Raw genomic sequence first — 25,786 nt, 5'->3', positions numbered from 1 at the left:
TAGTCGCGTTTCTGTCGCGTTGTCTTGTCGCGTTCGGATCAGCCGCGCGCGGCGGCGAGCGACTCGCGGGCCGCCGCGGCGACGTTCTCGGGGGTGAAGCCGAACTCGTCGAACAGGGTCCCGGCGTCGGCGGAGGCGCCGAAGTGCTCCAGGGAGACGATGCGGCCCGCGTCGCCGACGTAGCGGTACCAGGTCAGGCCGATGCCGGCCTCGACGGCGACCCGGGCCCGCACGGCCGGGGGCAGCACCCGCTCGCGGTACTCGCGGGGCTGCTCCTCGAACCACTCCACGGACGGCATCGACACCACCCGCGTGCCGACGCCCTCGGCCTCCAGCCGCTCGCGCGCGGCCACGGCCAGCTGCACCTCGGAGCCCGTCGCGATGATGACCACCTCCGGGACCTCCGTCGAGGACTCGCGCAGCACGTAGCCGCCCTTGGCCGCGTCCGGGTTCGGCGCGTACACCGGCACGCCCTGGCGGGTGAGCGCGAGCCCGTGGGGGGCGGGGTTCGTGGCGTGCCTCTTCAGGATCTCGGCCCAGGCGGCGGCGGTCTCGTTGGCGTCCGCCGGGCGGACGACGTTCAGACCCGGGATCGCGCGCAGCGAGGCCAGGTGCTCGACCGGCTGGTGGGTGGGGCCGTCCTCGCCGAGGCCGATGGAGTCGTGCGTCCACACGTAGGTCACCGGCAGCTGCATCAGGGCCGACATGCGCACGGCGTTGCGCATGTAGTCGGAGAAGACCAGGAAGGTGCCGCCGTAGACGCGGGTGTTGCCGTGCAGGGCGATGCCGTTCATCTCGGCGGCCATGGAGAACTCGCGGATGCCGAAGTGGACGGTACGGCCGTACGGGTCGGCCTCCGGGAGGGGGTTGCCCTCGGGGAGGAAGGAGCTGTCCTTGTCGATGGTGGTGTTGTTCGACCCGGCGAGGTCGGCGGAGCCGCCCCACAGCTCGGGGACGACCGGGCCGAGCGCCTGCAGCACCTTGCCGGAGGCGGCGCGCGTGGCGACCGACCTGCCCTCCTCGAAGACCGGCAGGGCGTCCTCCCAGCCCCGCGGCAGCTCGTCCTTGCTGATGCGGTCGAACAGCCCGGCCCGCCGCGGCTCGGCCGTGCGCCACTCGGCGATCCTCTTGTCCCAGGCCGCGTGCGCCTCGGCGCCCCGGTCCAGGGCGCGGCGGGCGTGCCTGAGCACCTCGTCCTCGACCTGGAAGCTCAAGTCGGGGTCGAAGCCGAGGATCCGCTTGGTGGCCGCGATCTCCTCGGCGCCGAGCGCCGAGCCGTGGGAGGCCTCGGTGTTCCGGGCGTTCGGGGCGGGCCAGGCGATGACGGTGCGCATCGCGACGATCGAGGGCCGCCCGGTCTCGGCCCGCGCCGCCTCCAGTGCCGCGTGCAGGGCGGGTACGTCGATGTCGCCGCCGTCGGCGGGCTCGACGCGCTGGGTGTGCCAGCCGTAGGCCTCGTACCGCTTCAGCACGTCCTCGGAGAAGGCGGTCGCGGTGTCGCCCTCGATGGAGATGTGGTTGTCGTCGTAGACGAGGACCAGGTTGCCGAGCCTCTGGTGGCCGGCGAGCGAGGAGGCCTCGGCGGAGACGCCCTCCTCCAGGTCGCCGTCCGAGACGATCGCCCAGATCATGTGGTCGAACGGGGAGGCGCCCACGGGTGCCTCCGGGTCGAACAGGCCACGCTCGTAGCGGGCGGCCATCGCCATGCCCACCGCGTTGGCGACACCCTGGCCGAGCGGACCGGTGGTGGTCTCCACCCCGGCGGTGTGCCCGTACTCGGGGTGGCCCGGCGTCTTGGAGCCGTGGGTCCGGAACGCCTTCAGGTCGTCCAGCTCCAGCTCGTACCCGGCGAGGAACAGCTGGGTGTAGAGGGTGAGCGAGGTGTGGCCGGGGGAGAGGACGAACCGGTCACGGCCGGCCCACTCCGGGTCCGCCGGGTCGTGTCGCATCACCTTCTGAAAGATCGTGTACGCGGCAGGCGCCAGGCTCATCGCGGTGCCCGGGTGGCCGTTGCCCACCTTCTGCACCGCGTCGGCGGCCAACAGGCGGGCGGTGTCCACGGCACGCCGGTCGAGGTCGGTCCACTCGAAGCCGTCGGAGGTCTGCGTGCTCATCTTCAAGAAGTCCTCGTTCAGTGGGTGATTCCTGGCCGGACGCGTTCAAACTTAAAAGTCTGACTTTTTCGAAGGAAGGTCGGGGTGTGTCAGTCTGTGGTGAATCTGGGACAGTGATCGCGGGACAGGGACGGCGCGAAAAGGACATGGCTGACACAAGGCCCCAAGCCGGGGGCGCCGGCGCTGACGGCGACGGAATCAGAACGTTCCCCTTCCCTGCCGAGCTGGCCGTCGGCGGCGTGGGGATGCAGATCGGCCCCATGGACGCCGACCGCACCTGGCACGCCGACGCCCCGCTGGACCGCGTCCACCGCATCGACTTCCACGTGGTCATGCTGTTCACCGGCGGCCCGGTACGGCACATGGTCGACTTCGCCGAGTACGTGGCCACGGCCGGCGACCTGCTGTGGATCCGTCCCGGGCAGGTCCACCGCTTCTCCCGGGAGTGCGTGTACCGCGGAACCGTCCTGACCATGCAACCCGGCTTCCTGCCCCGCGCCACCGTGGAGACCACCGGCCTGTACCGCTACGACCTGCCGCCGCTGCTGCACCCCGGCCCGGCCCAGCTCACCGGCCTCCAGGCGGCCCTCGACCAGCTGCGCCGCGAGTACGAGGACACGGCGACGCTCCCGCTAGGCCTGCACACGGCGGTCCTCCGCCACAACCTGACGGCGTTTCTGCTGCGCCTAGCCCATCTCGCGGCCGGCGCGGCACAGTCCTCCCGGCAGCAGACGGACAGCACCTTCACCCGCTTCCGGGAAGCGGTCGAGCAGGGCTTCCCCGCCAACCACAGCGTCAGCGCCTACGCCGACGCCCTCGGCTACTCCCGCCGCACCCTCGTCCGCGCCGTCCGCGCGGCCACCGGCGAGACCCCGAAGGGCTTCATAGACAAACGCGTCGTCCTGGAGGCCAAGCGCCTCCTCGCCCACACGGACCTGCCCACCGGCCGCGTCGGGGCGGCCGTCGGCTTCCCCGACGCGGCCAACTTCTCCAAGTTCTTCCACCTGCACACCGGTCACACCCCGGTGGCGTTCAGGGCGGAGCTGCGGTAGCCGGTGCCTGCCCGGCCGCACGGCCCGCACGAAGAGCCCGGTGCCCGGCCGGTGGGTTCCGGCCGGGCACGGGGCACCGGGGGCGCGGGGGTGCCGGGTCAGTGGCCGAAGTCGAACCAGTTCACGTTCACGAAGTCGGCCGGCTGGCCGCTGGTGAAGGTGAGGTAGACGTCGTGCGTGCCGGTGACGGAGGCGATGTTCGCGGGCACCGTCCGCCAGGACTGCCAGCCGCCGGTGTCGCCCACCGCGAAACTTCCGACGGGTGCGTTGCTGCGGCTGTCCAGCCGTACCTCCACCAGACCGCTCACCCCGGACGCCGCACCGCTCGCCACCCGCGCGTCGAACTGGGTGGCCGCCGTCGAGCCGAAGTCGACGCCCTTGTACAGCGCCCAGTCGCCGTTGGCGATGTGGCCGACGTCCTGCCCGCCGCCGCTGTCGGTGGTCGCCTCGGTGCTCACCCCGGACTGGCCGTCGTAGGACTCGGCCTGGATGGCGCTGTAGGCGTCGCGGTTGCCCGGGGGCGGGGGAGTGGTGCCGCCCCCGCCACCCGAGGACCGGAGCACCTGCACGTAGTCGACCACCATCGGGTGGCCGGACTCGGTGGCGCTGGTCGGACCGCCGCCGAACGCGCCCGGGAAGCCGCCGCCCATCGCCACGTTCAGGATCACGAAGAAGCCGTGGTTCGTGGCGTTGGCCCAGGTCGCCGCGTCCACCTGGTTCGCCGTGACGGTCTGGTAGTTGACACCGTCGACGTAGAAGCGGATCGCCTCCGGGCTCACCGAGCGGTCCCACTCCATGGTGTAGGTGTGGAAGCCCGACTGGCAGGTCGAGTGGGGACACGCGGTCGAGTTGCCGAGGCCCGTGGTCTCGTTGCACGGGCCGCCGGGGCTGGTGCCGCAGTGCATGGTGGCCCACGTCTTGTTCAGGCCCTGGACGTTCTCCATGATGTCCAGCTCGCCGACGCCCGGCCAGTTCTGGTAGTTGCCCCGGAAGGGCGCGCCCAGCATCCAGAACGCCGGCCAGTACCCGGCGGCGGCGTCGCCGGTCACGTCGGGCATCTGGATGCGGGCCTCCACCCGCAGCTTTCCGCCCGCCGGGGGCTGGAAGTCGGTGCGGGTGGTCTCGATGCGGCCGGAGGTCCAGTTGCCGGAGGCGTCCCGGCGCGGGGTGATGAGCAGGTCGCCACTGCCGTCGAGCGCGACGTTGTTCGTGCTGGAGGTCATGCTCTCGACCTCGCCGGTGCCCCAGTTGCCGGCCCCGCCCGGGTACGAGGTCCCGGTGTCGTACTGCCAGTCGGAGGTGTTCACACCGGAGCCGGCCGCGCCGTTGAAGTCGTCCAGGAAGACCTGGGACCAGCCCGACGGCGGGGCGGGGGCGGAGGCGTCCGCGGGTGCGGAGGAGGCCGTGGCGACGGCCGCGGCCAGGCCGAGCGTGGCGACGACCGCGACGAGCGCGCGCCGCAACGAGCGGGGTCTGGGTGTGCCGGAGGATTCGCTCATGGGGGGGCCTCTCGGGTACGGGGGTGTGCGGGAGCCCTCGACAAGCGCTCCGACGTGGTTCTGAGAGCGCTCTCACGGTGTCGCCAATGTGCTCCCCGGCCCTTCGGTCGTCAAGGCTTGAAGCAAACAAAGTCCTTTCTTTGCAGGCGAGTTCACTCGGTGAACGGGGGGTCCGCCGGGTGAACCGCCCGTACTGGGGCGATCCTTCGCGTCCGGAGGGTGCTCGCCGAGGGTTCCGGTGAGGACGCGCGGCGGCCGTGCCCGGCCCCGGGCGCCTCGCGGTCCTATCGTGGCGGGGTACGGGCACCCCACGACCGAGGAGAGCGCATGAACGGCACTCCGGCCCGCGTCGTCGAGGCGGCGTTCCGCCACTACCGGGCGGGGGACCGGGAGGCCGCGCTCCCGCTCTACGCCGACGACTTCACCTTCACCAGCCCGCAGGACGACCACATCGGCAAGGCGGCCTTCTTCGAGCGCTGCTTCCCCACCGCCGACCGCTTCGTCGAGCAGCGCATCCTGCATCTGGTCCCGGCCGACGAGGAGTCGGTGTTCGTGCAGTACGAGTACGAGCCGGCCACCGGCGGCCGGTACCGCAACGTCGAGGCCATCACCGTGCGGGACGGCCTCATCCACGAGGTCCAGGTCTTCTTCGGCGGCCGTGTCTGACCGGCCGCGCGGCCACCCGGCTCACGCCCTGCGGCGGCCGCCCGCTCACTCCATCGGTGTCCAGGGCTGTCGCGCTTATCGGACGCCTGGTCGCCCCCGGCATGCCCCGCCGCCAGGTGTGCGACAACCGTCGCCGACCACGGTGATCGTTCCTTGCCGGACCGGGCGGTGGGACGGCGGCGCCGAACCCGCCGCCGTCCTGCGGAGTCCGTCCCGGCGCCACGCCCGGCGGCCTACTGCTGCCGGTACGAGTACACCGTCGTCGCCACCGCGCACACGCCCGGCGCGATCACCTCCGCGCGCAGGGTGCCGGTGCCCGGGTCGTAGTCGACGCCCTCGGCCTCGAACGTGCCCGTGCACAGGCTCTTCTGCGGCACCCCGAACAGGCTGCTCACCGCGCCGGTCACCGGCCTGCCGTCGAGCGGGTGCGGCAGGTCGACCTGGAGCAGCGGCCTGCTCTCGGGGAACAGCTCGCGCGAGGCGTCGTCCGAGGCGCACACCAGGCGGGTGGCGGTGACGAAGTCGCAGCCCTGGATGGACCGGACCGGCTTGTCCAGGCTGATCTGCCCGGCCTGCGCCAGTGTGCCGCCGGTCCTCGGCGTGGCCGGGTTCAGCAGGGGCGCCGGGAACACCTGGAGCCGGCTCTGGTCGCCCCACTCGCCCGACACCAGCCACTGCCCGTCGGGCGAGACGGCGGCGAAGGAGTTGTTGACCTTCTCGCCCGGATCCAGCGGGTGCACGTAGTCGTACCGCTTCCCGCCCGGCGTGGTCACCGCGTACATCTTCGACGTGGCCGTGTCGGCGCCCTGGTAGGCGTCGAAGACGTAGCCGCGCGCGATGTCCGGGTCGCCCACGTGGTTCCAGCCCTTGATCCGCAGGTCGAGCGGGATGTCCAGCAGGCCGCGGTGCAGCAGCGAGCCGTCGGCCCGGCTCGCGAGGCCCTGGCCGCCGCCCAGGGTGTCGGTGTACGACGTGCCGGTCGCCGCCCACCGGGTCGGCTCGGACGCCGAGGCGCCGGGGGCGGCGCACACGAGCGCGCCCACCAGGGCGGTGAGCGCGGCGAGTTGACGCTTCATCGGGCTCCTGTCATGTATATGCAGATGGAGCTCGAATAGAACCACGTGCCCGCCCGGCGCACCCCGGTGTCGGTGGTTCATGACCGAATGCACACCGCCGGGTCGCGAGGCGTTCGCCGTGCGGTACCGCCGGCGGCCGTCTGATGCGGCTCGGCGGGCCGGGCCCTGATGACCGCCGGCTGCGGACCGGCGGGGGCCGTCGCCGGAGCCGGGGCGGCCGCCCGCAGCAGGATCCGGGGCGCGCAGACCTCCGTGCCGCGCGGCGCCCAGGGCTCGTCCTCGGCCGTCGTCACCCGCAGCGTCAGCCACACCTCGCCGCCGTCCCCCGGCGGCGGGAGCGGCAGCGGCAGCGGTACGGCCGCGGTCTCGCCCGGCCGCAGATCCGGCAGCTCGGCCGGCGCGGTCAGCGCCCGGCCGTCGCCCAGGGACAGTTCCCAGGTCGCCGCCAGCCCGCCGAGGCCACGGAACCGCCGGTGGTTCGTGAGGACGATGCCCTCGTGCCGGTAGTACCCGATACGGACCTCGGCCGCGCCCTCCCGGCGTCGGTGGGGGCCCGCCGGGTACGCCCGGCGACGACCGGGTGCGGCGGCGACGCCGTCGTACGGTCCGGCGCACGCGAGCCCGGCCGCTCTTCCCTCGCTCACGTGCCGCAGCATCGCGGGATCCCGGAACTCCCGGATGAAGCCGCCCTGAAGACGCGGCGTGGACTCGGTGGCGGCGCGGTGGTGCCCGGCCCGCGGGCGGGCGGTCGCCAAGGAGCGGGCACCGGTGTGATGCAAGATGACGCATGGCGTTCAGGGTGTCCGCCGGGAAGGGTGCAGGGGTGAAGCTGACGATTCTGGGCGGCGGCGGGTTCCGGGTGCCGCTCGTGTACGGCGCGCTGCTGACCGACCGCGGCGAGGGACGGGTCACCGAGGTCGTCCTGCACGACCTGGACGAGGGCCGGCTGCGCGCGGTGACCCGTGTCCTGGCCGAACAGGCCGCCGGAGTCCCCGAGGCCCCCCGGGTGACCGCCACCACCGACCTCGACGAGGCGCTGCGCGGCGCCCGCTTCGTCTTCTCCGCGATCCGCGTCGGCGGACTGGACGGCCGGGCGCAGGACGAGCGGGTGGCGCTCGCCGAGGGCGTGCTCGGGCAGGAGACGGTCGGCGCGGGCGGGATCGCCTACGGCCTGCGGACCGTTCCCGTCGCGGTCGACATCGCCCGCCGTGTGGCCCGCCTCGCACCCGATGCCTGGGTCATCAACTTCACCAACCCGGCCGGCCTGGTCACCGAGGCCATGGCCGGGCACCTCGGCGACCGCGTCATCGGCATCTGCGACTCCCCGGTCGGCCTCGGCCGCCGCATCGCCCGCGTCCTCGGTGCCGACCCGGAGGAGGCGTTCGTCGACTACGTCGGCCTCAACCACCTCGGCTGGGTCCGCGGCCTGCGCGTCGCCGGACGCGACGAACTGCCCCGTCTGCTCGGCGATCCCGCGCTGCTCGGCTCCTTCGAGGAGGGCAGGCTCTTCGGTGCCGACTGGCTGCGGTCCCTGGGCGCCGTCCCCAACGAGTACCTGCACTACTACTACTTCAACCGGGAGACCGTCCGCGCCTACCAGGAGGCCGAGCGGACCCGGGGCGCCTTCCTGCGCGACCAGCAGGCCCGCTTCTACGAGGAGGCCCGGCGCACGGACGGCTCCGCCCTGGCGGCGTGGGAGCGTACCCGGGCCGAGCGCGAGGCCACCTACATGGCGGAGAACCGCGAGACGGCGGGCGCCGGGGAGCGGGAGGCCGACGACCTCTCCGGCGGCTACGAGAAGGTGGCCCTGGCCCTGATGCGGGCGATCGCCCGGAACGAGCGGACGACGCTGGTCCTGAACGTGCAGAACCGCGGCACCCTCGCCGCGCTCGACGCCGCCGCCGTCATCGAGGTCCCCTGCCTGGTCGACGCCAACGGGGCGCATCCGGTCGCGGTCGACCCGCTGCCCGGGCACGCGACCGGGCTGGTCTGCGCGGTCAAGGCGGTGGAGCGCGAGGTGCTCTCCGCCGCCGCGTCCGGATCCCGTACGACGGCGGTGAAGGCCTTCGCGCTGCACCCGCTGGTCGACTCCGTGACCGTCGCCCGCCGGCTGGTCGAGGGGTACACCGCGGTCCACCCGGGTCTCGCGTACCTCAAGTAGGCGGGCGGTCAGCCCCAGGTTCTGCGGGTGCAGTCGCGGGGCACCTTGACGTCGTGGTCGCCGGCGAGCCGGTCGATCTCCCCCGGAAGGGGGCGGCGATGTCCCACTGGCGGTCGAGCACGTCGAGGGCGGCGGAGTTCCACGCGTTGACGATCCAGTTCGGCCGCCTCGCGCCGGGCTCGCCGCCGGGCAGTCCGGACATCGTCACCACGAATGTCCTCAGTTTTCACCGCCGAGCCGGTGCCCGCGCCGGGTCCGTGCCCCGCGCGGGCCCTCGGGAAGGTGCGCCGGGCTACAGCGGCAGGACCTCCGCCGCCGAAGCCGGAGCCTGTACGGGCAGCGGGACCGGCAGCACGACCTCGGGGGACTCCGTCCGCTGCCGCGGAAGCGCCGCGGGCAGCAGCGGGCGCGGCCCGGACACCACCGTGTAGTCCTGCCCGAGGAACGGCGGCTCGACGACCCCGGGGTCCTCGCCCAGCGCCAACTGCACAGCGGCCCAGGGGGCGTTCACCCCGCAGAGCGACAGCTGGTGCAGCCCGCCGGCGGGCCGGGTGTTGATGTCGAGCAGCACCGGGCGGTCGCCGAACATGCGGAACTGGATGTTGGACAGGTAGTGGAGCCCGAAGCCCCCGGCGATCAGCCGGGCGGGCGCCAGCCAGCGCTCGTCCAGGGTGAAGCCCCGGCGGCGGCCGTTCTTCGTCCGGCCCACCGCGAGCCGCACCCGGTTGTCCGGCCCGGTGAGGCAGTCGACCGAGACCTCCGGCTGCTCCAGGCGCGGCATCACCAGCCAGTCCACCGGTTCCTCGGCCCGCCGCAGCGCCTCGACGACGAGGTCGAGCTGCACGTACGGACCGGGGAAACCTTCGAGGTGGGCCAGCGAGAAGGGGGCCCGGGTGACCACCCGGAAGCCGACCCCGCCCGCGCCCGCAGCCGGCTTGAAGCACGCCTTGTGCCCGGCGGCCTCCAACTCCTCCACGGCGGCCACGAGTTCGTCCGCCGTGCGCACCCGCCACCACGGCGGCACCGGAACGCCCACCGAGCGCACCGCCTCGTACGCGGTGGCCTTGTCCTCGAACACGGCGACCGCCTCGGGCGTCGGCGCGAGCAGGGCCGTGCCCGCCGCCCTGAACTCCGCGCGGTGCGCAACGATCGCGGCCTGGTGCAGCCGGGGCACGAACACGTCGATGCCGCGCCGGACGCACTGGTCGAGGGCGTACTCGACGTACGCGGCGGGGGACAGGCCCACCGGCTCCAGGTCGGCGGTGTCCGCGGCGGCCAGCACGGGGGAGTCGGCGTCGGCGTGCGTGGCATGGATCTCGACCGCGCGATCGCTGGGATTCCTGCGCAGCTGATCCATGAAGAAGACGTTCTCCGCGTACGTGCGGTTGAGCCAGACGCGTACGCGAGAGAACATCCAGGCCGCCTTTCAGGGTGTGCGGGCAGGGCTCGGCGGCCCGTGCCCGGGCAGGAGGGAGGAAGGGACACCAAGCGGCCCTGCGTGAAGGGAGATGAGGGGCTTCGGTGTTGGGGCGATCATACGGCTTTCAACGGGCCGCGCGTGCCACGCGGATGTTACGGATTGGCGGTGACCGTCCACCGGCTTTCCGTGTCCGACCCGGGGCGCGCCGCCGCCCCCGGGGAACGCCCGCCGGCCCCACCGGCCGAGGCCCCGACACGAGGCCGGGAGGCCACTTGTCCCCCGGTCCCGGTATGTGTTCTTGTGGAGCCGGCGAGCCGATCATCAAAGGGGGCCGGGAGTGGAGTCGACGGCCGGGGCCGGACAGCTGCTGGCCATCAGCGACCTGCACATCACCTATGCGGAGAACCGCGCCCTGGTCGAGGGGATGCGTCCGGGCAGCGACGAGGACTGGCTCATCGTCGCCGGTGACATCGCGGAGACGGTCGCCGACATCCGCTGGACCCTCGCCACGCTCGCGGGCCGTTTCCGCAAGGTGCTGTGGGCGCCCGGCAACCACGACCTGTGGACCCACCCCCGGGACACCGTCACCCTGCGCGGAGTCGCCCGCTACGAGCACCTGGTCGAGGTCTGCCGGGAACTGGGCGTGGTCACACCCGAGGACCCCTACCCGGTGTGGCAGGGCCCCGGCGGCCCGGTCGCCGTCGCCCCGCTGTTCCTGCTCTACGACTACTCGTTCCTGCCCGCCGGCTGCGCCACCAAGGCCGAGGGCCTGGCCTACGCGGAGAGCACCGGCATCGTCTGCAACGACGAGTACCTGCTGCACCCGGACCCCTATCCGACCCGTGACGCGTGGTGCCGGGCACGGGTCGAGGAGACCGAGCGCCGGCTCGCCGCGCTGCCCGACGACCTCCCGACCGTGCTGGCCAACCACTACCCCCTGGACCGGCACCCCACCGAGGTCCTGTGGCACCCCGAGTTCGCCATGTGGTGCGGCACTCGGCTGACCGCCGACTGGCACCGCCGGTTCCGCGTCGCCACCATGGTCTACGGCCATCTGCACATACCCCGCACCACGTGGCACGACGGAGTCCGCTTCACCGAGGTCTCCGTGGGATACCCCCGTGAGTGGCGCAAGCGCCCGGAACCGCCGGGAAGGCTGCGCCGTATCCTGCCTATGGAGGTAGAAGCAGGTGATCCAGGAGCTGCTCCCGGAGTCGGTCGTGGCCGTGGAGGCACACCATGACGACCCGCTGTGGGACGCCCCGCTCTACCCGGAGGAGGCGGCGCTCGTCGCGCGCGCCGTGGACAAGCGGCGCCGCGAGTTCGCCGCCGTACGCGGCTGCGCCCGGCGTGCCATGGAGAAGCTCGGCGTACCGCCCCAGCCCGTCGTCAGCGGCGAGCGGGGCGCCCCGCAGTGGCCCGCCGGTCTCGTCGGCAGCATGACCCACTGCGACGGCTACTGTGCTGCCGCCCTGGTCCGCGCCACCGACCTGGCGTCGCTGGGCATCGACGCCGAACCGAACGGGCCGCTTCCAGAGGGGGTCGGCGCGTCCGTCTTCCTGCCCGCCGAGATCGAGCGGCTCACCCGGCTCGCCCGGCAGCAGCCCGCCGTGCACTGGGACCGGATCCTGTTCAGCGCCAAGGAGTCGGTCTACAAGGCCTGGTACCCCCTCACCCGTAAGTGGCTGGACTTCTCCGAGGCCGACATCACCCTGCACCCGGGCCCCGACGGGGCCGCGGCCGGCACCCTGCGCGCCGAACTCCTCGTCCCCGGCCCCCGGGTCGGCGACCGCCGGCTCCAGGCCTTCGAGGGCCGCTGGGCCGTACGGGCCTCCGTGGTGACCACCTCGGTCGTCGTACCGCACTGACGGGGCGGCCCCCGTCCCCGACGAGAGGCGGCCGCCGCCGGCGCGCCACGCCGCGCGGGACGACGACGGCCGCCCGGCCCCGAGGCGGCGGTCAGGCGTTCGGGCACCACTCCTGCAGCAGCCGGAAGAACTCCGTCTCGTTGCCCGCCAGTCCCGCACGCTCCAGCGCCGCGTCCGCCTCGGCGAGCACGACGGGCGGGACGACGACCGGCCGGGCGCCGTCCGGTGGTCCGTCGAAGGATGCGCGCACCGTGTGCAGCAGCCGCAGATAGGCCTGGACGGCGGTGCGCTCACGGTCGGTCAGTACGGCGGTGGGCATCGGTCGGCTCTCCCCGAATAGGCGTCACGGTCGCGCGCCCGGCGGGCGCACACCTCCAGCTTGCCGCCCACCACTGACAACGCCGCCCGGCCCCGCCCCGGTTCGCCCGCTTGGCGGGGTGGAACCGCACCCCGCCGGGGGCGCCGGCCGCCCGGTCAGCCCTCGGGCCGCTTGACGCTCTCCAGGAGCATGTCCAGCCACTCGGCGACCTTGTCGCGGTGCTGGTCGGTGGGCAACTGCGCGGCCCGCCAGGCGATTCCGCGCACGCCGTGGTCCTGCAGCAGCCGCTCCAGCGGGTCCTCGGCGGCCGCGGCCGCGGCCCGCTCGCGGTCGGCGAGCTTCTGCAGCAGCTCCTGCTCGGTGCGCTGGAGCGCGCCCGCGAGCGCCTCCGGGTCCTCGGCGGTGAGGAAGCCCGCGTGCACCCGGAAGAACCGCTGCAGCGCGTCGCAGTGCTCCATGGTGGGCCGCCGGTCGCCGTTGATGAGGGCGCCGGCCTGCTGCCGGGACATGCCCGCGCCGTCGGCGATCTCCTGCTGGGTGTACCTGCGGCCGTTGGGCTTCAGCCGACTTCGCCGCAGCAGGTCCAGGCGCTGCAGGAACCGTGCCTGCACGTCCGGTTCGCCCGCGGGCCGGCCGCTCAGCAGGGCCTTGACCACCGGCTCGGGGACCCCACAGGAGACCGAGAGCCGGGCGACGTCGAAGACCTCGGCGTGCGATACGCCGAGCCGCTCGGCGAGCGCGGTGACGCGGGCGACGACGGCCGGCAGCTGGGCGGTCGCCGCGGCGTCCGGATCCTCGTAGCCATCCGTCACCGACAGAACTCCTACGTCTCTCGGGGGCAACAGGTGCGTCCGTGCTTCCCGCATGCTCGGTACCAGGACCGGCGGTCGCCGTGAACTTCCCGGAGAGTAGCCGGTGCCTCGAACTCACATCCAGGTGTCGCCACAACTGTGGCGAATTTCAGCCGTCAACCGGCATGAAATGCCACGATAGTTGACACCGATCGTGGCGGGGAAGCAGGATCGCATCGCCGCGTGAAGGCCGCAGAGGCAAGAGGGGTGACCTCCCGATGGCACATCAGGCAGGAGGGCAGCGGCCGGCACCGCGGCCCGTCCCCGAGACCTCCGAGACCCAGGCGTACCTGCAGGACTACGCCGCGCTGCTGGACTCCGTCCTGTCTCCGTCCCTGGTCGTCGACCACCGCTGGGACGTGGTCATGGCCAACGGCGCGTTCGAGACACTCTTCCGGGGTGTGCGGCCGCATCCGACGGCCATGCCCGTGGAGAACTTCCTGCGGTTCGTCCTGTTCCATCCTGACGCGGGGCATGTCCTCGGCGACCACGAGGCGGGGTGGTGCCTGCCGATGCTGGCCCATCTGAAGGGCGCCCTCGAGCGGTACGGCCACGACCCCGAACTCCAGGCGGTCCGCCGGGACATCGCCCAGGACCCGATCATGGAGGCCGCCTACCGGCAGGGGCTGCCGTACTGGATCCACGCCGTGGGCGAGGCCGCGACCCGGCTCGACGGGGCCGTACGGCTGCTGCTGCACCCCGACCCGCGCCGCGGTACCACCGAGTGCCGCGTCGTCGACGAGACCCCGGGGACCCTGCGTGAGCTGGGCTATCTGCGCCTGACGATGGTCCTGCGCGACCCCCGCCGCCCCGCCGCCCCGACCCGCCGCCCCCGCCGTCCCCGGGACACCCCGGGCCACCTGACGGTCGTACCGCCACCCGAGGACTGACACGGGCGACCACCGTCCGGGAGCGGGGCCCGGGCACGAGCGCGAGGCCTTTGCCCCGGCCGCCGTCGAGGGAGCGCCACCGGGCCGCGGCCTGAACGAGGGCACCCGAGGAGCGTCCGCGGGGCGCGCGGCCCGAGTGAGGGCGCCCGAGGAGCGCCCCTGGGGGGTGTGGGCGCCTGAGGGCCGGCGTCCGAGACCGGGGAGGCTGAAGCTGAGCCGCTTTCGGCCGCCTACACCACCGCCCTGCCGTCAGCCAACCCCGTGCCCCCGCTCCGGCTCTCGCCGCGGCTCCGCTTACGCAAACAGCTTGCGTAACTTGCGCTACGCTTGCGTGCATGACGCGACGACTTGCGGAAGTGGCGAAGAAGGTCGGGGTCAGTGAGGCCACGGTCAGCCGGGTGCTCAACGGGAAGCCCGGGGTGTCCGATGCCACGCGGCAGGCGGTGCTGACGGCCCTGGACGTGCTCGGCTACGAGCGCCCCACCCAGCTGCGCGGGGAGCGCGCCCGGCTCGTCGGCCTGGTCCTTCCGGAGCTGCAGAACCCCATCTTCCCGGCGTTCGCCGAGGTCATCGGCGGCGCGCTCGCCCAGCTGGGCCTCACCCCGGTGCTGTGCACGCAGACCAAGGGCGGGGTCTCGGAGGCGGACTACGTCGAGCTGCTGCTGCAACAGCAGGTCTCCGGTGTCGTCTTCGCCGGCGGCCTCTACGCCCAGGCCGACGCCCCGCACGACCACTACCGGCAGCTCGCCGAGCGCAACATCCCCGTCGTGCTGGTGAACGCGGCCATCGAACACCTCGGCTTCCCGGGCGTGTCCTGCGACGACGCGGTCGCCGTCGAACAGGCCTGGCGGCACCTGGCCTCCCTCGGCCACGAGCGCATCGGCCTGGTGCTCGGCCCCGGCGACCACGTGCCCTCGGCGCGCAAGCTGGTCGCGGCCCGGGCCATCGCCGGCGACCTGCCCGAGGAGTTCGTCGCGCGGGCCATCTTCTCCATCGAGGGCGGTCACGCCGCCGCCTCCCGGCTGATCGACCGGGGTGTCACCGGCATCATCTGCGCCAGCGACCCCCTCGCCCTCGGCGCGGTGCGGGCCGCCCGGCGCAAGGGACTCGGCGTCCCGGGGCGGATCTCCGTCGTCGGCTACGACGACTCCGCGTTCATGAACTGCACCGAACCCCCGCTCACCACCGTGCGCCAGCCGATCGAGGCCATGGGCCGCGCGGCCGTGGAACTGCTGAACGTGCAGATCGGAGGCGCCGCCGTACCCGCCGAGGAGCTTCTGTTCGAGCCGGAGCTGGTGGTCCGCGGCTCGACGGCGCAAGCGCCGCGCGACTGAGATCCAAGAGATCCGAACTGCTGTCGAGTAATTACAGATTTCGCGCGATATCTTGCGGAGGGATGTCGGCGGTGCTTGAGTGTGCGGCGCCCACCGCTCCTGCCACGAGTGCCATGAGGGGTCCACCGATGACACGCACCGGGTTCCGCCGTACCTTCGTCGCGATCGGCGTCTGTTCCTCCCTCGCCCTCGCCGCCACCGCCTGCGGTTCGGGCGGCGACGGCGCGGCGGGCGGCAAGACCCGCATCACCGTCAACTGCGAGCCGCCGAAGAGCGCCAAGACCGACCGGAAGTTCTTCGAGGAGGACGTCGCCTCCTTCGAGAGGCAGCACCCGGACGTCGACGTCGTCGCGCACGACGCCTTCCCCTGCCAGGACCCGAAGACCTTCGACGCCAAGCTCGCCGGCGGCCAGATGGAGGACGTGTTCTACACGTACTTCACCGACGCCAGGCACGTGGTGGACGTCAACCAGGCCGCCGATCTCACGCCGTACCTCAAGGATCTCAAGAGTTACGACACCATCCAGCAGCAGCTGAGGGACATCTACACCGTCGACGGCAAGGTCTACGGCATCCCGCGCACGGGCTACTCCATGGGCCTGATCTACAACCGCAAGCTGTTCCAGAAGGCCGGCCTCGACCCCGACAGGCCCCCGGCGACCTGGGACGAGGTCCGCGCCGACGCCAAGCGGATCGCCGCGCTCGGCGACGGCACCGTCGGATACGCCGACTACAGCGCCCAGAACCAGGGCGGCTGGCACTTCACCGCCGAGCTGTACTCGCAGGGCGGCGACGTGGTCGGTGCCGACGGCAAGAAGGCGACGATCGACACCCCCCAGGGCCGTGCCGTCCTGCAGAACCTCCACGACATGCGGTGGACCGACGACTCCATGGGCAGCAAGCAGCTTCTCGTCATCAACGACGTGCAGCAGATGATGGGCGCGGGCAAGCTCGGCATGTACCTCTCCGCCCCGGACAACATCCCGATCCTGGTCAAGGAGAAGGGCGCGAACTACGACGACATCGCCATCGGCCCCATGCCCGGCGGCCAGGGCACCCTCATCGGCGGCGACGGCTACATGTTCGACAGGCACGACACGCCCGCCCAGATACGGGCCGGCCTGAAGTGGCTCGACCACATGTTCCTCACCCCCGGCTCCGGCTTCCTCGGCGACTACGCCCGGGCCAAGAAGAACGACGCCCCCGTCGGACTGCCCGAGCCGCGTCTGTTCACCGGCGCCGCCGACGCCAGGGACCAGCAGGTCAAGAAGGCCAACGCCAATGTGCCGGTGGAGAACTACCAGGCCTTCCTCGACGGCAACCAGAAGCTGCGGATGAAGATCGAGCCGACCGACGCCCAGCAGCTCTACTCCGTCCTCGACGGCACCGTGTCCGCCGTCCTCACCAAGAAGGACGCCGACATCGACCAGCTCCTCAAGGACGCGTCCGGCAAGATCGACAGCATCCTGGCCCGGGGCTGACCGCCATGACGAAGACGGCCGAGCGGCAGTCCCCGGCGACGGCCGCCGTCCACCCGGTCCCGGCGCCGCCCCCGGCAGGGGACCGGAGGCGGCGCCGCCTCCTCGACCAGGCCCGCGCCTACGCCTTCCTCCTCGGCGCCCTGATCTGCTTCGCCCTGTTCTCCTGGTACCCGGCGATCCGCGCGGTCGTGATCGCCTTCCAGAAGTACACGCCCGGCTCGCCGCCCCAGTGGGTCGGCACCGCCAACTTCACCCGCGTCCTGCACGACCCGGAGTTCTCGGCGGCCTGGCGCAACACCCTGTACTTCACCCTGCTGGCCCTGCTCATCGGGTTCGCGATCCCCTTCGTCCTCGCGCTCGTCCTCAACGAACTGCGGCACGCGAAGGCCTTCTTCCGGGTCGTGGTCTACCTGCCGGTGATGATCCCGCCGGTGGTCAGCGCGCTGCTGTGGAAGTGGTTCTACGACCCCGGAGCCGGCCTCGCCAACGAGGCGCTGCGCCTGCTCCACCTGCCCACCTCGAACTGGTCCAACGGCACCGACACCGCGCTGGTGTCCCTGGTGATCGTGGCGACCTGGGCCAACATGGGCGGCACCGTCCTCGTCTACCTGGCCGCGCTCCAGTCCATCCCCGGAGAGCTGTACGAGGCGGCCGAACTGGACGGCGCGAACCTGCTCCAGCGTGTCCGGCACGTCACGGTCCCGCAGACCCGGTTCGTGATCCTGATGCTGATGCTCCTCCAGATCATCGCCACCATGCAGGTGTTCACCGAACCGTTCGTCATCACCGGCGGCGGCCCCGAGAACGCCACCGTCACCGTCCTCTACCTCATCTACAAGTACGCCTTCCTCTACAACGACTTCGGCGGCGCCTGCGCCCTGAGCGTGATGCTCCTGGTCCTGCTCGGCGCCTTCTCCGCCGTCTACCTGCGGCTCACCCGCTCCGAGGGGGACGCATGAGCGCCACCCGCACCCTGATCTCCCCGGCCACCCTCGCCCGCCCCCGCGGCAGGGCGATCTACTGGACGGTGTTCACGGCCGTCGTCGTTCTCTTCGCGCTCGCGTTCCTCTTCCCCGTCTACTGGATGGTGACCGGGGCGATGAAGTCCCCGGACGAGGTGGCCCGCACCCCGCCCACACTCGTCCCGCGGCACTGGCACCTCGGTGGCTACACCGACGCCTGGGACCTGATGCAGCTCCCGGAGCACCTGTGGAACACGCTCGTCCAGGCGGCCGGCGCGTGGGCGTTCCAACTGGTCTTCTGCACGGCCGCGGCCTACGCCCTGTCCAGGCTGAGACCGGCCTTCGGCAAGGTGGTCCTCGGCGGCATCCTCGCCACCCTGATGGTGCCGGCGCAGGCGCTCGTCGTCCCCAAGTACCTGACGGTCGCCGACCTGCCGCTGCTCCACACCAGCCTGCTCAACGACCCCCTCGGTATCTGGCTCCCCGCCGTCGCCAACGCCTTCAACCTCTATCTGCTCAAGCGGTTCTTCGACCAGCTGCCCCGCGACGTGCTGGAGGCCGCAGAGATCGACGGCGCCGGCAAGCTGCGCATCCTGTGGTCGGTCGTGCTGCCCATGTCCCGGCCGGTGCTCGGCGTCGTGTCGATCTTCGCGCTGGTCGCCGTCTGGCAGGACTTCCTGTGGCCGCTGATGGTCTTCTCCGACACCGACGAGCAGCCGATCAGCGTGGCCCTGGTCCAGCTGTCGCAGAACATCCAGCTCACCGTGCTCATCGCCGCGATGGTGATCGCCAGCATCCCGATGGTGGCGCTGTTCCTCGTCTTCCAGCGGCACATCATCGCCGGGATCAGCGCGGGCAGCACCAAGGGCTGACGCCGACTCCCGTCTACAGAAAGGGAAGCCCAGTGGGACAGCCCACCCCTGACCGGAACGACCCCGACTGGTGGCGCTCCGCCGTCATCTACCAGGTGTACGTCCGCAGCTTCGCGGACGGCGACGGAGACGGCACCGGCGACCTCGCGGGCGTCCGTGCCCGGCTGCCGTACCTGGCCGAACTCGGCGTGGACGCCCTGTGGTTCAACCCCTGGTACCTGTCGCCGATGAAGGACGGCGGGTACGACGTCGCCGACTACCGGGCGATCGACCCGGCGTTCGGCACCCTCGCCGAGGCGGAGAAGCTCATCGCCGAGGCGCGGGAACTGGGCATCCGCACCATCGTCGACATCGTGCCCAACCACGTCTCCGACCGGCACCCCTGGTTCCGGGCCGCCCTCGCCGCCGGGCCCGGGAGCCCGGAGCGGGAGCTGTTCCACTTCCGGCCCGGGCGCGGACCGCGGGGCGAACTCCCGCCGAACGACTGGCCCTCGCAGTTCGCCGGCTCCACCGAGCCGGTGTGGACCCGGCTGTCCGACGGCGACTGGTACCTGCATCTGTTCACCCCCGAGCAGCCGGACCTCAACTGGGCCCACCCTGCCGTCCGCCAGGAGCACGAGGACATCCTGCGCTTCTGGTTCGAGCGGGGCGTCGCGGGCGTCCGCATCGACTCGGCCGCCCTGCTCGCCAAGGACCCGGACCTGCCCGACCTGGCCACGGACCCGCGGCCGCACCCGTTCGTCGACCGCGACGAGCTCCACGACGTCTACCGCTCCTGGCGTGCCGTGGCCGACGTCTACGACGGCGTGTTCGTCGGCGAGGTCTGGCTCCCCGACGCCGAGCGCTTCGCCCGCTACCTGCGCCCCGACGAGCTGCACACGGCCTTCAACTTCTCGTTCCTGTCCTGCCCCTGGGACGCCGCGCGGCTGCGCGCGTCGATCGACACCACCCTCGCCGAGCACGCCCCGGTCGGCGCCCCGGCCACCTGGGTGCTGTGCAACCACGACGTCACCCGCACGGTCACCCGGTACGGCCGCGAGGACACCGCCTTCGACTTCGCCACCAAGGCCTTCGGCACCCCGACCGACCTGGCGCGCGGCACCCGCAGGGCACGGGCGGCCTGCCTGCTCTCCCTGGCGCTGCCCGGCTCGGTGTACCTCTACCAGGGCGAGGAACTGGGCCTGCCCGAGGTGGAGATCCCGGCCGGGCGCATCCAGGATCCGATGTTCCTCCGCTCGCGGGGCGCGGACCCCGGCCGGGACGGCTGCCGGGTACCGCTGCCCTGGGCCGCCGGGATGCCGTACGCGGGATTCGGCTCGCGCGAGGAGCCGTGGCTGCCGCAGCCGGTGGACTGGCCCGCGTACGCGGTCGACCGCCAGCGGTACGACCCCCGGTCGATGCTCACCCTGTACCGCGGGGCGATCGCCCTGCGCCCGGTGTTCGGCGACTCCCCGCTGACCTGGCTCCCGGCTCCCGACGGCGTCCTCGCCTTCTCCCGCGCGGAGGGGGTGATGTGCGTGGTCAACCTCGCGCCCGCGCCCGCCCGACTGCCCGCGCACTCCCGGCTCCTGCTGAGCAGCGGCCCGCTGGACGACGCGGGCCGGCTGCCGCAGGACACGGCGGCCTGGCTGCACGCCTGAGCCGCCTCGCACCGCTGTCCCACGCACCCCCACCACGAAGGGATCAGCCCATGTACGCCGGTACGCACAGAAGTGTCAGGAGCATGCCAGCATTGGGGGCGGCGGTCGTCGCCCTCGCCGCGGGCACGCTCGTCGCCGTCGCCCCCGCCGCCCACGCGGCGCCCCCCGGCGCCTCCCTCCCCTTCACCTCGGTGGAGGCGGAGTCGGCGACGACCAGCGGCACGAAGATCGGCCCCGACTACACCCAGGGCACCCTCGCCTCGGAGGCCTCCGGCCGCCAGGCGGTCCGGCTGACCTCGGGGCAGCGCGTGGAGTTCACCGTGCCGCGCGTGGCCGACGCGGTGAACCTCTCCTACAGCGTCCCCGACGGCCAGTCCGGCTCGCTCGACGTCTACGTCAACGGCATCCGGCTGAGCAGGACCCTTCCGGTGACGTCCAGGTACTCGTACGTCGACACCGGCTGGATCACCGGCAGCAGGACGCACCACTTCTTCGACGACGCCCGGCTGCTGCTGGGCCAGAACGTCCAGGCCGGTGACAAGGTCGCGTTCGTGGCGACCAATGTCCAGGTCACCGTGGACGTCGCCGACTTCGAGCAGGTCGCCGCGGCCGCCGCACAGCCGGCCGGTTCGGTGTCCGTCGTCTCCAAGGGCGCCGACCCGAGCGGCGGCGGCGACTCCACGCAGGCCTTCCGGGACGCCGTCGCCGCGGCCCAGGGCGGCACGGTCTGGATCCCGCCGGGCGACTACCGGCTCACCTCCTCCCTCAACGGTGTGCAGAACGTGACCCTGCAGGGCGCGGGCAGCTGGTACTCGGTCGTCCACACCTCCCGGTTCGTCGACCAGTCCGGTTCCTCGGGGAACGTCCACATCAAGGACTTCGCGGTCATCGGCGAGGTCACCGAACGCGTCGACTCCAGCCCGGACAACTTCGTCAACGGCTCCCTGGGGCCGAACTCCTCGGTCTCCGGCATGTGGATCCAGCACATGAAGTGCGGGATGTGGCTGACCGGCACCAACGACAACCTCGTCGTCGAGAACAACCGCATCCTCGACACCACCGCCGACGGCATCAACCTCAACGGCACCGCCAAGGGCGTCCGCGTCCGCGACAACTTCCTGCGCAACCAGGGCGACGACTCCCTGGCCATGTGGTCGCTGTACTCCCCGGACACCGACTCCAGCTTCGAGAACAACACCGTCTCGCAGCCCAACCTCGCCAACGGCATCGCCATCTACGGCGGCACCGACATCACCGTGCGCGACAACCTGGTCTCGGACACCAACGCCCTCGGCAGCGGCATCGCGATCTCCAACCAGAAGTTCATGGACCCCTTCTCCCCGCTGTCCGGCACCATCACCGTCGCCGGCAACACGCTGGTGCGCGCCGGCGCGATGAACCCCAACTGGAACCATCCGATGGGCGCCCTGCGCGTCGACTCCTACGACAGCGCGATCAACGCGACCGTGAACATCACCGACACGACGATCACGGACAGCCCCTACAGCGCCTTCGAGTTCGTCTCCGGCGGCGGGCAGGGGTACCCCGTCCGCAACGTCACCGTGGACGGCGCGACCGTGCGAGGCACCGGCACGGTCGTCGTCCAGGCCGAGGCGCAGGGCGCGGCCACCTTCAGGAACGTCACGGCCACGGGCGTCGGATCCGCCGGCGTCTACAACTGCCCCTACCCGGCGACCTCCGGCTCCTTCGCGCTCACCGACGGCGGCGGCAACTCCGGCTGGTCCAGCACCTGGTCTGACTGCTCCACCTGGCCCCAGCCCGGCCAGGGCAACCCGGAACCCGACCCGAACCGCAACCTCGCCAAGGGCCGTCCGGCCACCGCGACCGGCTCGCAGGACGTCTACACGCCCGGCAAAGCGGTCGACGGCGACGCGAACTCCTACTGGGAGTCCACCAACAACGCCTTCCCGCAGTCCCTGACGGTCGACCTCGGCTCCTCCTACGCCGTGCGCCGGCTGGTGCTGAAGCTGCCGCCCTCCTCGGCCTGGGGCGCCCGCACCCAGACCGTCACCGTGCTCGGCAGCACCGACGGCTCGACCTACTCCACCGTCGCCGGCTCCCAGGGCTACCGCTTCGACCCGGCCACCGGCAACACCGCCACCGTGTCACTGCCGGGCGGCACGAACCTGCGTTACCTGCGCCTGACGGTCAGCGGCAACACGGGCTGGCCGGCAAGGCAGTTCAGCGAGGTGGAGGCCTATCCGGCGAGCTGACACCCGGGGCCCCCTCCGGCGCCCGGCCAAAGGGGGCCACCACGGTCCCGGACCGCAGCAGTACACCAGGGCGCCGTCGCCGGTGCCGTCCAGGACCGCGTCCAGATCGAGCAGGCCGGTCTCGCCCTGCGGGGCGAGGGCGACCCCGTAACGTGATCCCGATGCCCAGGGTCCGCAATGACGACTTCCGCCTGACGGAAGCCCTCCGGCAAAGTCGTCCATGGCCGAATCAGCACCTCACGGACCGCCGGGTTTCACACGGGCGCCACCGGACCCTTCCCTGACGTTTGTCGCTCTTGGAACACTCGCTGCGCGCAGATTCCGTCATCTGACGGCATCACGTACGTCAGGATGAGAGGACCCTCAACCCATGACCGAAGTAAACCGGCGGCGTTTCCTCCAGATAGCGGGCGCCACCACGGCGTTCACGGCGTTGTCCAGCAGCATCCAGCGGGCGGCCGCCCTGCCCGCCCACCACCGGACCGGGTCGGTCGAGGACGTCGAGCACATCGTCGTCCTGATGCAGGAGAACCGTTCCTTCGACCACTACTTCGGCTCGCTCAGAGGAGTCCGGGGCTTCGGCGACCCGCGGCCGGTGACCCAGAACGGCCGCTCGGTCTGGCAGCAGTCCGACGGCAAGAAGGACATCCTGCCCTTCCACCCCGACGCCGACGACCTGGGCCTCGCCTTCATCCAGGACCTCCCGCACGGCTGGAACGACGGCCACGCCGCCTTCGGCAACGGCAGGTACGACAAGTGGGTGCCCGCCAAGTCCTCGACGACGATGGCGTACCTGAACCGGAACGACATCCCGTTCCACTACGCGCTCGCGGACGCCTTCACCATCTGCGACGCCTACCACTGCTCGTTCATCGGCTCCACCGACCCCAACCGCTACTACATGTGGACGGGGCACACCGGCAACGACGGCCAGGGCGGCGGCCCGGTCCTCGGCAACGACGAGGCGGGCTACGGCTGGACCACGTACCCCGAGCGCCTGGAGCGGGCCGGGGTCTCCTGGAAGATCTACCAGGACGTCGGCGACGGCCTGGACGCCGCCGGCGGCTGGGGCTGGATCAACGACGCCTACCGCGGCAACTACGGCGACAACTCGCTCCTCTACTTCAACCAGTACCGCAACGCCCAGCCGGGCGACCCGCTCTACGACAAGGCCCGCACCGGCACCGACGCCAAGAACGGCGAGAGCTTCTTCGACCAGCTGAAGGCCGACGTCAAGGCGGGCAAGCTGCCGCAGGTCTCCTGGGTCGTCGCCCCCGAGGCCTTCACCGAGCACCCCAACTGGCCCGCCAACTACGGCGCCTGGTACGTCTCCCAGGTCCTGGACGCGCTGACGGCCGACCCCGAGGTGTGGAGCAGGACCGCGCTGTTCATCACCTACGACGAGAACGACGGCTTCTTCGACCATGTGGTCCCGCCGTTCCCGCCGGCCTCCGGCGCGCAGGGCAAGTCGACGGTAGACGCCTCGCTCGACGTGTTCAAGGGCGACGGCAGCCACGTCGCCGGCCCCTACGGTCTCGGCCAGCGCGTGCCGATGCTGGTCGTGTCCCCGTGGAGCAAGGGCGGTTACGTCTGCTCCGAGACCCTGGACCACACCTCGATCATCCGGTTCATCGAGCGCCGCTTCGGGGTGCACGAGCCGAACGTCTCGCCGTGGCGGCGTGCCGTGTGCGGCGACCTGACCAGCGCCTTCGACTTCTCCCGCAAGGACACCAAGCCGGTCGCGCTGCCGTCCACGGCGGGCTACCTGCCGCCGGACCACGACCGCCACCCCGACTACGTGCCCAAGCCGCCCGCGAACCCGTCCCTGCCCCGCCAGGAGCGCGGCAGCCGGCCCACCCGCCCGCTGCGGTACGCACCCGCGGTGGACGGTTCGGCGGACACCACGGCGGGCACCTTCACGCTCACGTTCGCCTCGGGGGCGCACGCGGGCGCGGCCTTCCTCGTCACCTCCGGCAACCGCACCGACGGCCCCTGGTCGTACACCACGGAGGCCGGCAAGTCCCTGTCCGACAACTGGAACTCGGTCTACTCGGGGGGCTCCTACGACCTCGCCGTGCACGGCCCCAACGGCTTCCTGCGCGTCTTCAAGGGCGGCAACCGGACGGCCGGTCCCGAGGTGACCGCCCGGCACCGCGGCGAACACGTGGAACTCACCTTCACCAACAAGGGTTCCGGCACGGTGAAGCTGAAGGTCGTGAGCGGCTACGGCGGCGCCCCGGCCACCGTGAGCGTGCGGCCCGGAGCGACCGTGCGGCACCGCGTGGACCTGACGGCGAGCCGGCGCTGGTACGACCTGACGGTCACCTCGGCAGCCGATCCGGCGTTCCTGCGCGGCTTCGCCGGGCACGTCGAGAACGGCCGGGCGGGCGTCAGCGACCCGGCGATCGTGACGGAGTGAACGGGCGATGAGGACCGCTCCGTGCGGACTGGTCAGGTACCGGTCAGATCAGGGTAGTGTGCCCCGGTGACCACGCAATCGAACACTCCCGCAGGCTGGTACCCCGATCCGCACGGGGCGCCCCAGACGCTGCGCTACTGGGACGGCACCCAGTGGACCGAGCACACGAACCCGCAGGCGCAGCAGGCGCCGGCGGCCCAGCAGCCCGCCCCGCAGATCCCGCAGCAGCAGACCGCCGACCCCAGGGTGCGGCGCCAGGTGCAGCAGCAGGCCGGGGTCGCGGCCGGCGGGCCCGGTGGCGGCACCCTGTTCACCGAGCCGGTCCTGGTGGTGAACCAGAAGGCCAAGCTGATCGAGGTGACCAACGAGTACAAGGTCATGGATCAGAACGGCCGGGAGCTCGGCTCGGTCACCGAGGTCGGCCAGGGGGTGCTGAGGAAGATCTTCCGCTTCATCTCCAGCTGGGACCAGTTCATGACCCACAAGCTGGAGATCCGCGACGCCTACGGCCAGCCGCAGCTGCTGCTGACCCGGCCCGCGAAGATCTTCAAGTCCCGGGTGATCGTGACCCGTCCGGACGGCTCGACCGTCGGCGAGATCGTCCAGCAGAACATGATCGGCAAGATCAACTTCGCGATGAACGCGAACGGCCAGCAGGTCGGCGCGATCAAGGCGGAGAACTGGCGGGCGTGGAACTTCGCGATCGTCGACCACGCGGACAACGAGGTGGCCCGGATCACCAAGACCTGGGAAGGCCTCGCCAAGACGCTGTTCACGACCGCGGACAACTACGTCCTGCAGATCCACTACCAGCTGCCCGAGCCGCTGCTGAGCCTCGTGGTGGCGACGGCCCTGACCGTCGACACCGCCCTCAAGCAGGACTCGCGGGGCTGGAACTGAGCCGGCCCGCCACGGGGGCCACGGCAAC

20 protein-coding genes and 2 pseudogenes are annotated in these 25,786 nt (G+C 71.9%); 14 read left to right on the top strand and 8 right to left on the bottom strand.

The genetic code is table 11. The features are described from left to right. Nucleotides 1–38 precede the first annotated feature (38 nt). Nucleotides 39–2,114 carry a transketolase gene (gene tkt / locus ACZ7FF_RS07895; RefSeq protein ID WP_470810369.1) on the bottom strand — a complete coding sequence of 692 codons (2,076 nt, stop codon included), beginning with the start codon at nt 2,112–2,114 and terminating at the stop codon, nt 39–41. Nucleotides 2,115–2,260: 146 nt separating this feature from the next. Here tkt and ACZ7FF_RS07890 point away from each other — a divergent pair, with 146 nt between their 5' ends. Then, entirely contained in the window at nt 2,261–3,166 is a 906-nt protein-coding gene (locus ACZ7FF_RS07890) for a helix-turn-helix domain-containing protein (RefSeq protein ID WP_470810368.1), read from the top strand. 98 nt (nt 3,167–3,264) lie between these two features. Here the strand turns inward: ACZ7FF_RS07890 and ACZ7FF_RS07885 are convergent, their stop codons facing one another. Continuing rightward, complete coding sequence (locus ACZ7FF_RS07885) at nt 3,265–4,665, bottom strand: glycoside hydrolase family 16 protein (RefSeq protein WP_470810367.1); 1,401 nt, start codon at nt 4,663–4,665, stop codon at nt 3,265–3,267. A gap of 327 nt (nt 4,666–4,992) precedes the next feature. On the opposite strand from ACZ7FF_RS07885, the gene ACZ7FF_RS07880 reads away from it, so the two are divergent. Beyond that, nucleotides 4,993–5,331 carry a nuclear transport factor 2 family protein gene (locus tag ACZ7FF_RS07880; protein ID WP_470810366.1) on the top strand — a complete coding sequence of 113 codons (339 nt, stop codon included), beginning with the start codon at nt 4,993–4,995 and terminating at the stop codon, nt 5,329–5,331. A gap of 233 nt (nt 5,332–5,564) precedes the next feature. Here ACZ7FF_RS07880 and ACZ7FF_RS07875 read toward each other — a convergent pair whose 3' ends face one another. Together ACZ7FF_RS07875 and ACZ7FF_RS07870 are read right to left on the bottom strand one after the other, a co-directional pair. Next, nucleotides 5,565–6,407: a hypothetical protein gene (locus ACZ7FF_RS07875; RefSeq protein WP_470810365.1), complete on the bottom strand. Its 843-nt coding sequence runs from the start codon at nt 6,405–6,407 to the stop codon at nt 5,565–5,567. A 194-nt stretch (nt 6,408–6,601) separates the two neighbouring features. Continuing rightward, nucleotides 6,602–7,132: pseudogene (locus tag ACZ7FF_RS07870) on the bottom strand (DUF4981 domain-containing protein); the annotation flags it as partial. 98 nt (nt 7,133–7,230) lie between these two features. Between ACZ7FF_RS07870 and ACZ7FF_RS07865 the strand changes: the two are divergent. Beyond that, nucleotides 7,231–8,568 carry a 6-phospho-beta-glucosidase gene (locus tag ACZ7FF_RS07865; protein ID WP_470810363.1) on the top strand — a complete coding sequence of 446 codons (1,338 nt, stop codon included), beginning with the start codon at nt 7,231–7,233 and terminating at the stop codon, nt 8,566–8,568. Between the two features lie 292 nt (nt 8,569–8,860). Here ACZ7FF_RS07865 and ACZ7FF_RS07860 read toward each other — a convergent pair whose 3' ends face one another. Continuing rightward, a complete protein-coding gene (locus ACZ7FF_RS07860) occupies nt 8,861–9,982 on the bottom strand; it encodes an ATP-grasp domain-containing protein (RefSeq protein ID WP_470810362.1) in 1,122 nt (373 codons plus the stop codon). A gap of 343 nt (nt 9,983–10,325) precedes the next feature. Here ACZ7FF_RS07860 and ACZ7FF_RS07855 point away from each other — a divergent pair, with 343 nt between their 5' ends. Both ACZ7FF_RS07855 and ACZ7FF_RS07850 read left to right on the top strand, forming a co-directional pair. After that, the gene (locus tag ACZ7FF_RS07855) at nt 10,326–11,231 is read left to right on the top strand and encodes a metallophosphoesterase family protein (RefSeq protein ID WP_470810361.1); all 906 of its coding nucleotides are present in this window, start codon (nt 10,326–10,328) and stop codon (nt 11,229–11,231) included. Then, nucleotides 11,179–11,856 carry a 4'-phosphopantetheinyl transferase family protein gene (locus ACZ7FF_RS07850; protein WP_470810359.1) on the top strand — a complete coding sequence of 226 codons (678 nt, stop codon included), beginning with the start codon at nt 11,179–11,181 and terminating at the stop codon, nt 11,854–11,856. Before ACZ7FF_RS07855 ends, ACZ7FF_RS07850 begins: the two co-directional genes overlap by 53 nt. A 91-nt stretch (nt 11,857–11,947) precedes the next feature. Here ACZ7FF_RS07850 and ACZ7FF_RS07845 read toward each other — a convergent pair whose 3' ends face one another. After that, a complete protein-coding gene (locus ACZ7FF_RS07845) occupies nt 11,948–12,175 on the bottom strand; it encodes a hypothetical protein (RefSeq protein ID WP_470810358.1) in 228 nt (75 codons plus the stop codon). Nucleotides 12,176–12,330: 155 nt separating this feature from the next. Continuing rightward, nucleotides 12,331–12,987, bottom strand: a complete 657-nt coding sequence (locus tag ACZ7FF_RS07840) for a helix-turn-helix domain-containing protein (RefSeq protein ID WP_470810357.1) — start codon at nt 12,985–12,987, stop codon at nt 12,331–12,333. A 257-nt stretch (nt 12,988–13,244) separates the two neighbouring features. On the opposite strand from ACZ7FF_RS07840, the gene ACZ7FF_RS07835 reads away from it, so the two are divergent. From ACZ7FF_RS07835 to ACZ7FF_RS07805, 7 genes are all read left to right on the top strand, one after another. After that, nucleotides 13,245–13,916: an MmyB family transcriptional regulator gene (locus ACZ7FF_RS07835; protein WP_470810356.1), complete on the top strand. Its 672-nt coding sequence runs from the start codon at nt 13,245–13,247 to the stop codon at nt 13,914–13,916. 335 nt (nt 13,917–14,251) lie between these two features. Beyond that, nucleotides 14,252–15,250 carry a LacI family DNA-binding transcriptional regulator gene (locus ACZ7FF_RS07830; protein WP_470810354.1) on the top strand — a complete coding sequence of 333 codons (999 nt, stop codon included), beginning with the start codon at nt 14,252–14,254 and terminating at the stop codon, nt 15,248–15,250. Nucleotides 15,251–15,378: 128 nt separating this feature from the next. Beyond that, nucleotides 15,379–16,731, top strand: coding sequence for an ABC transporter substrate-binding protein (locus tag ACZ7FF_RS07825; RefSeq protein ID WP_470810352.1), 1,353 nt, complete (start codon nt 15,379–15,381; stop codon nt 16,729–16,731). A 5-nt stretch (nt 16,732–16,736) separates the two neighbouring features. Continuing rightward, the gene (locus ACZ7FF_RS07820) at nt 16,737–17,690 is read left to right on the top strand and encodes a carbohydrate ABC transporter permease (protein ID WP_470810351.1); all 954 of its coding nucleotides are present in this window, start codon (nt 16,737–16,739) and stop codon (nt 17,688–17,690) included. After that, on the top strand, nt 17,687–18,565 hold the full coding sequence (locus tag ACZ7FF_RS07815) for a carbohydrate ABC transporter permease (protein WP_470810349.1): 879 nt from the start codon (nt 17,687–17,689) through the stop codon (nt 18,563–18,565). Before ACZ7FF_RS07820 ends, ACZ7FF_RS07815 begins: the two co-directional genes overlap by 4 nt. A gap of 32 nt (nt 18,566–18,597) precedes the next feature. Continuing rightward, nucleotides 18,598–20,205, top strand: coding sequence for a glycoside hydrolase family 13 protein (locus ACZ7FF_RS07810; protein WP_470810348.1), 1,608 nt, complete (start codon nt 18,598–18,600; stop codon nt 20,203–20,205). An 83-nt stretch (nt 20,206–20,288) separates the two neighbouring features. Further along, entirely contained in the window at nt 20,289–22,439 is a 2,151-nt protein-coding gene (locus ACZ7FF_RS07805; protein ID WP_470810347.1) for a discoidin domain-containing protein, read from the top strand. 42 nt (nt 22,440–22,481) lie between these two features. Here ACZ7FF_RS07805 and ACZ7FF_RS07800 read toward each other — a convergent pair. Next, nucleotides 22,482–22,592: pseudogene (locus tag ACZ7FF_RS07800) on the bottom strand (oxidoreductase); the annotation flags it as partial. A gap of 217 nt (nt 22,593–22,809) precedes the next feature. Between ACZ7FF_RS07800 and ACZ7FF_RS07795 the strand changes: the two are divergent. Beyond that, a complete protein-coding gene (locus tag ACZ7FF_RS07795; RefSeq protein ID WP_470810346.1) occupies nt 22,810–24,858 on the top strand; it encodes a phosphocholine-specific phospholipase C in 2,049 nt (682 codons plus the stop codon). A 66-nt stretch (nt 24,859–24,924) separates the two neighbouring features. After that, nucleotides 24,925–25,758, top strand: coding sequence for an LURP-one-related family protein (locus tag ACZ7FF_RS07790; RefSeq protein ID WP_470810345.1), 834 nt, complete (start codon nt 24,925–24,927; stop codon nt 25,756–25,758). Nucleotides 25,759–25,786: the final 28 nt, after the last annotated feature.

Source organism: Streptomyces sp. NPDC037126, from assembly GCF_055605965.1.
The sequence above is the reverse complement of the archived record's forward strand: the minus strand, read 5'-3'. Positions and strand labels throughout refer to the sequence as shown.